Below are 5,992 nucleotides of genomic sequence, written 5' to 3' on the forward strand. Positions count from 1 at the left end.
GGATAAAAAATATGCCGAACATCGTAAAAAGCTCCCTGAAAACCATCAGCAGGGAGACCAACCGAACGGTTTTTCAGGGGACGCACCCGGCGACGTCGCCGAAAGAATGGCTTAGGGCTCCGGTTCCCTCTCGACTAGGGCTACGGCACGTATCGGAGACCCGCTGCCGGCACGGATCCTCAGGGGAAGCCCCATATAGATGAAACGCTTCCCGACCACCTTGTCCAGGTTGCACAGGTTCTCCGTATTCGTGATTCCGAACTCCCCGCAGACGAGATGACCGGAGAAATCCAGGTCGTCGGGGGTCTGGTCGATTGCCGGAGAATCGACGCCGATGTTCACCACGCCTTTTTCGGCCAGCCACTTTGCGGCCTCATAGGATACGCCGGAGTGCTTGGCCGTGATGCCACCATACCCCCTGTCGGGATACGTCCTCTCGTAGTGCCCCGTGTACATCAGGAAGATGTCCCCTTTTCGGATATCGAGGCCATGCTTCTCCAAGGCCTCCTCGATATCCTTCACCTCGATGTAGTCCGGATACCGGACGTGCCGGAGGTCGACGCAGATGGCATCCCCATAGAAGAGCTCCAGCGCCATTTTCTCGATGGTCGGCCCATCCGGCTTGAACTCCCAGACCGCGTCGGAATGCGTGGGGCCGTGCTCGCTGATCAACATGTTCCTGGCCGAGAACCCAAGGGTCTTGGAGCCCGTATCCTTCATGTTCTGTTCGTGGGTCTGGTTCACCATGAAAAAGGTCTTTTGATGCATGCCGAAAACAGGCATCCCCTCATAGATCTCCTGGCTCAAATCGATGATTTTCCACTTCTGGTTGAAGTTCATGAGTCCCCCTCCTCCTCGACTCCATTCACCGGACAACGACCCCTCAGCGCCACGCGATACGGAATACCACACTAAAAATCCGTTACGGACACCACCCCCTCCGCCATCACCTGCGGCTGTCCTTTCCATGCCCGACATGAGGCTATGCACGATTTTCCCGAAAACGGATAAAAATTTCAGCTATCGACTTTATCCTGCGAGATGGATCCGCTTCGAGTACACCATGGCGTCAGAACGAAACCATAAGTCATAAACGGATCAAAAGCGCACGAATACAGGCGGACAAGAAGGCCACCGGAAGGGAGACGAACCACTTCGGCTCACTCCCTCGAGTTTCGGGCGACCGCGAAGGAAATAAAACGTAGAACTGTGCAACTTAATGCCATTCTATGCCCCGAAAAGGCATAATGTCATCAGATAAAACCACAAAATAATAAAAATATTTTTGTTGTTTTTTGATAAAAAAAGGGTTTTTGTCGTTCGGAACTGAGGCTCCCTGTCCTGACGGTGCTCCTCTATGGGGTCTCTTTCTGGATAGCCTGACCGATTTACCGAAGGAAGGACATCGGATACCAAATCGCGTCTAATGTGGATTGCCTCCCCTTGCAGGGAGGCGAAACGCATCTTCCGACCCTTTAGGCCACCTCCCCTTTTTGGAAGGCGAGCCACGCTTTTAAGCGCGGTTTGGTTTGAGCTCTGCCGTCCTCTGCGGCTTGAGGGCGCGGAGGAACAGCACGTGGGGCGCGCCGCCCGGCGCGGTCGTGACCTCTGCCTCCACGCGGTACACGCGGCGGATCAGCTCCGGGGTCAGGACGTCCCGCGGCCTTCCGCCGGCGACGACGCGCCCGTCGTGCATGACGTACAGGCGGTCGCAGTGCTGCGCGGCCAGGTTCAGGTCGTGCATCACGACGAGGCAACTGACGCCGGCGCTGCGGATCAGGTCCAGGATCTCCAACTGATAGTAGACGTCCAGGTGATTCGTCGGCTCGTCCAGGAGCAGAAGGCCGGCGTCCTGGGCGATGGCCCGCGCGATGAGCGCGCGCTGCTTCTCACCGCCCGACAGCGATGCAAACGTCCGTTCGGCGCAGGGGGTCATCCCGACGTACTCGAGCGCCCGATCGACGAGCGCCTCGTCCCGCGCGTCCACGCCGCTGAAGGGCCCCTTGTGGGGATAGCGCCCCATGGCCACGATCTCGCGGACGGTGAACTCGAACTGCGTCGGCATCTCCTGCGGCACGGCGGCAGCGTGCCGCGCGGCCTCCTTCACCGGCATCCGCCACAGGTCGCGGCCGTCCAGGAGGACGGTGCCGCCCTGGGGCCGGCTGGCGCGGTAGATGCAGCGCAGCAGGCTGGACTTCCCGCTGCCGTTCGGGCCGATGACGCCCACGAACTCGCCCTCCTCCACCGTGAGTGAGACGCCCTGGACGATGGGGCGGCCCTCCGCGCCCCATCGGAGGGCCTCGACCTTCAGCGTTGCGCTCATGACCGCCCCTGCCTCCCGCTCCGCCTGAGGAGCCAGATGAAGAACGGCGCGCCGACGAAGCCCGTCACGACGCCGAGGGGGAGCTCACGGGGCGCCAGAACCGCGCGGGAGAAGGCGTCCGCGAGAATGAGGAAGATGGCGCCGACCAGCGCGCCCAGGGGCAGGATGCGCCGATGGTCCGCGCCGACGGTCATGCGCATGACGTGCGGCACCACGAGCCCAACGAAGCCGATGGAGCCGCTGACGGCCACCAGCGTTCCCGTCAGGAGCGACGTGAGCGCGAACAGGAAGCGTCTGAAGCGCCGGACGTCCACGCCCAGAGCCGCCGCGCTTTCGTCCCCCAGCATCAGCGCGTTGAGGGACCGCCCCTGAAGGACGAGGAGGACGAGGCAGGCCGCGGTGACCGCGAGGGGGATCGGAAGCCGGTCCCAACGCGCGCCGCCCAGACCGCCCAGCATCCAGAACATCGCGCTCTCGGCCCCGCTCCGCTGGTTGAGGTAGACCATGAAGTTCGTGAGGGCCGTGAACATGTAGCTGACGGCCAGCCCCGACAGGATCATGCGCATGGGCGTGAGCCCTTCCCCCTGCGCGGCGATGAGGAGGACGAGGCCGAAGGCCAGGAGGGAGCCGAGGAAGGCCATGAGGAAGACGGTGGACAGGCCGGTGTAGCTGCTGCCCAGGACCTTTCCCAGGAGCAGGAGGGCCGCCACTGCGCCCGCACAGCCGCCGGAGGAGATGCCGAGCAGGTAGGGGTCCGCCAGGGAGTTGCGCACCAGCGACTGGATGGCCGCGCCGGCCATCATCAGCCCGGCCCCGACGATGGCCCCCAGGAGCACGCGGGGAAGCCGGAGCTGCCAGACGATGCTGACCTCGTTCTGCGGCCAGTCCTGAGCCATGGCCTGCCAGTCGGGGAAGACCTGATGCAGGACGATGCCCCAGACCCTTCCGAAGGGGATGGGCACCGGACCGGTGGAGACGCCGAAGGTCATCGTCAGGAGCAGGAGGGCGAGGAGGACGAGCGCGGGAACGCCCGTCCTCCTGAAGGGGGAGAGAGGACTCATGAGAGGTCCGCCAGCAGGGTGGCGCGGCTAGAACCGGTCGGGGTAGAGCGCCCGGGCGATGGCCTCGAGGCCGATGACGGCCCGCGGGCCCGGATACGTCTCCTCAACCCTGATGACGATGACGCGGTCGTCCTGGATCGCCTTCACGCCCTGAAGGACGGGGTCCTCCATCAGGAGCTTCTTTCGCTCCGCGCCGTTGGCGTTTCCGCACTCCAGGATCAGGATGACGTCCGGGTTGCGCCCCACGACGTCCTCCCAGGTGGCCTTGACGTAGCTGTCGTCGATGTCGTCAAAGACGTTGCGGGCCTTCGCCATCTTCATCAGGGCGCTCGGCATGGCCTGGGCGCCCACCGTGCGCGGGGGCTGGTCCGGCGCGTTCCACGTCTGATAGATGAAGACGCCGATCGGCTTCGCCGCGTCCACGTCTGCCAGCTTCGCCTCCACGGCTGCGGCGCGCTCCTTCATGGAAGCGATGCACTGCTCCGCGCGGTCCTGCACGTCGAAGATGATGCCCAGGTTCCTCAGGTCCGTGTAGGTGTCCTCGAGGCTCACCGGCGGCTTCTTCATGACGCGGATCAGGGACTCCGTGATGTTGTAGCACTTGACGCCGTGCTTCTCCAGCTCGTCCGGCGTGATGGCTCCGGCCGACGTGTCGCCCGGAACGCTCGTCCCGTACTGGTAGCCGGACAGGAAGAGGTCCGGCTTCTGCCCCAGCAGCACCTCGAGCGTGATGTAGCCCGGTGCGGCGACGGGGATCTTCTTGAGCCTCTCCCGGTGGTCCGGCGCGACCTGGCCGCCGTACTCCGGGAAGCCCGCGTAGCCGGCGAGCCTGTCGTCCAGGTCGAGGGCGAACATCAGCTCGATGATGTTGCCGTCGCCGTTGGTCACGACCCGCTCCGGCGCCTTCTCGAACGTCACCTGCCGGTCCCCGTTGTCGATCGTGACGGGGTATGCCGTCCGCGCGGCCTCCGCCGGGGACAGGGCCAGCAGGAGCGCGGCCGCCGCGCAGAGCACAAAAGCAAAGAACCTGTTTCTCATCAAGACTTCCTCCTCGATTCGCTGATCATAAACGCAAACGGAAAAACGCAGACGCCGCGGTCCCTCCCTCCACCGTCACCCCCCTTCTTAAAAAATAAGCGCGAAGCGCACAACAAAAAGGCCCCGCCCTCCACGGACGGGGTCCCTCGGCGCGCGAACGCAAAGATCCTGGAAAAAAGCCGCCGCTCCCCTGTCCCGGGAGTTCTTGCTGCGGCGCGTGGGCAGGTCTCCTGGCTTGCGATTCCTCCTCGAGGACGCCTTCCCGCTCCGGCGTCCTGCCGGGACAGTGGCCTGATGTCCTCTCGTCGTCGCTTACAGTAGTGGAAGCTGCGGGGGACTTGCACCCCCTTCCCTCTTGGAGCGCTTGCGCGCTGCCGCACGGCCTTGACCTGTGCCGTCATCTTAGCACGAGGGGAGGAAAAATGAAAGGCGCGCGCAGGGCCAATGTCGCAGGCGTGGCGGCGCTGGCGGCGGCCTTCGCTCTGAGCCTTGCCGGGACCGCGTTGGCGAAGATTGATACGTGGAAGGGCGTTGGAGGCGACACAAAGTGGAGTACCCCTGACAACTGGCTTCCTTAAGATGGTCCGCCATCGGTCGGCGACAAGGCGTTTATCGAGGGTGCTTTGGTGACCGTTGATGTTGATGCGGGGGTAAATATTGTGTCGCGCCGCGGTTCTGCGTGGTTGACGATTGGGGCGGGGACCGCTTGACCCTCAGAGGGCCAGCGCTGGGATTCAAGCCTCAGGCCGCGTGGGGATGATCGTCGATTTGGCCTTGAATGGGCTGATTTTTTCAAGCGCACCCGTTATTGACGTTGACACCGACGGAGATGACGCCATCGGGGAACGATCGTCTGGTGAACGTCCGGGTCTCGAACGACGTGGCTGTGAAACCGGATTCGTGGTTCTGGTGGTTCTGTACGGTATGGAATGTCACGGGCACCATCAAACAGTATGGTTTGGTGTCCAGGTCCAACACCGGGAAGGCCACGTCCTTTTACGGAAAGAAGCCTGATGACGGCAAGAAACCTGGCGAGGGCAAGAAGGGCGGCTCGCTTGCACTGGACCTGGAGGGCCGGTGCAGGCGAACGATGCCGCAGCACCGCCTCCGGCGCTGCGTTTTGGGCTGACGGCCCGACTTTGCTATAATGAAGACAACATAGGCGACAGGAGGTCGGGGGATGCCTGAGAAGGACATCACGGAACGGCACCTTGAGTCCTACAATGACGTTTTTGCGGACATCGTGAACGTGCTGCTCTTCAACGGAGAGAGGCGGATTCTCCCCGACGACCTGCGTGATACGCAGGCGCGCACCCAGTACAAGGCGGACGGCAAACTCCGCGAGCAGGAACGGGACGTCTCCAAGCTGTGGGCTCCGGAAGGGATCGTCATCTCGCTGATCGGCTTTGAGAATCAAACCCGGATCGACAGGGACATGCCGCTTCGGGTGCTGGGATACGAGGGGGCGGATTACCGCAACCAGCTGTCTGAAAAAGGCGGCCTCTACCCCGTGGTGACGTTGGTCCTTTACTTTGGCGAAGAGCCCTGGACGGGGCCTCGGTCGCTCTAT

The 5,992-nt window shown here is 63.0% G+C and carries 5 protein-coding genes, 1 pseudogene and 1 riboswitch; of the genes and pseudogenes, 2 read left to right on the plus strand and 4 right to left on the minus strand.

Going from position 1 to position 5,992, the window contains the following annotated elements:
• Positions 1-111: 111 nt before the first annotated feature.
• From SY1_RS08955 to SY1_RS08970, 4 genes are all read right to left on the minus strand, one after another.
• Positions 112-840, minus strand: coding sequence for a cyclase family protein (locus tag SY1_RS08955; RefSeq protein ID WP_015556830.1), 729 nt, complete (start codon positions 838-840; stop codon positions 112-114).
• Positions 841-1,513: 673 nt separating this feature from the next.
• A complete protein-coding gene (locus tag SY1_RS08960; RefSeq protein ID WP_015556831.1) occupies positions 1,514-2,323 on the minus strand; it encodes an ABC transporter ATP-binding protein in 810 nt (269 codons plus the stop codon).
• Complete coding sequence (locus tag SY1_RS08965; protein ID WP_015556832.1) at positions 2,320-3,384, minus strand: FecCD family ABC transporter permease; 1,065 nt, start codon at positions 3,382-3,384, stop codon at positions 2,320-2,322. The genes SY1_RS08960 and SY1_RS08965 overlap by 4 nt, the downstream gene beginning before the upstream one ends.
• Positions 3,385-3,411: 27 nt before the next feature.
• Positions 3,412-4,422, minus strand: a complete 1,011-nt coding sequence (locus tag SY1_RS08970; RefSeq protein WP_015556833.1) for an ABC transporter substrate-binding protein — start codon at positions 4,420-4,422, stop codon at positions 3,412-3,414.
• Positions 4,423-4,642: 220 nt separating this feature from the next.
• Positions 4,643-4,798, minus strand: a riboswitch (cobalamin riboswitch).
• 438 nt (positions 4,799-5,236) lie between these two features.
• Between SY1_RS08970 and SY1_RS08975 the strand changes: the two genes are divergently transcribed.
• A complete protein-coding gene (locus tag SY1_RS08975) occupies positions 5,237-5,551 on the plus strand; it encodes a hypothetical protein (RefSeq protein WP_208873520.1) in 315 nt (104 codons plus the stop codon).
• A gap of 51 nt (positions 5,552-5,602) precedes the next feature.
• A pseudogene (locus SY1_RS08980) lies at positions 5,603-5,992 on the plus strand (Rpn family recombination-promoting nuclease/putative transposase); the annotation flags it as partial.

This window comes from Fretibacterium fastidiosum (assembly GCF_000210715.1).
GTDB lineage: Bacteria > Synergistota > Synergistia > Synergistales > Aminobacteriaceae > Fretibacterium > Fretibacterium fastidiosum.

Coding starts and splice junctions, on each gene's coding strand:
- SY1_RS08960 (WP_015556831.1), bottom strand. CDS start 2,323: ATGAGCGCAACGCTGAAGGTCGAGGCCCTCCGATGGGGCGCGGAGGGC.
- SY1_RS08955 (WP_015556830.1), bottom strand. CDS start 840: ATGAACTTCAACCAGAAGTGGAAAATCATCGATTTGAGCCAGGAGATC.
- SY1_RS08965 (WP_015556832.1), bottom strand. CDS start 3,384: ATGAGTCCTCTCTCCCCCTTCAGGAGGACGGGCGTTCCCGCGCTCGTC.
- SY1_RS08970 (WP_015556833.1), bottom strand. CDS start 4,422: ATGAGAAACAGGTTCTTTGCTTTTGTGCTCTGCGCGGCGGCCGCGCTC.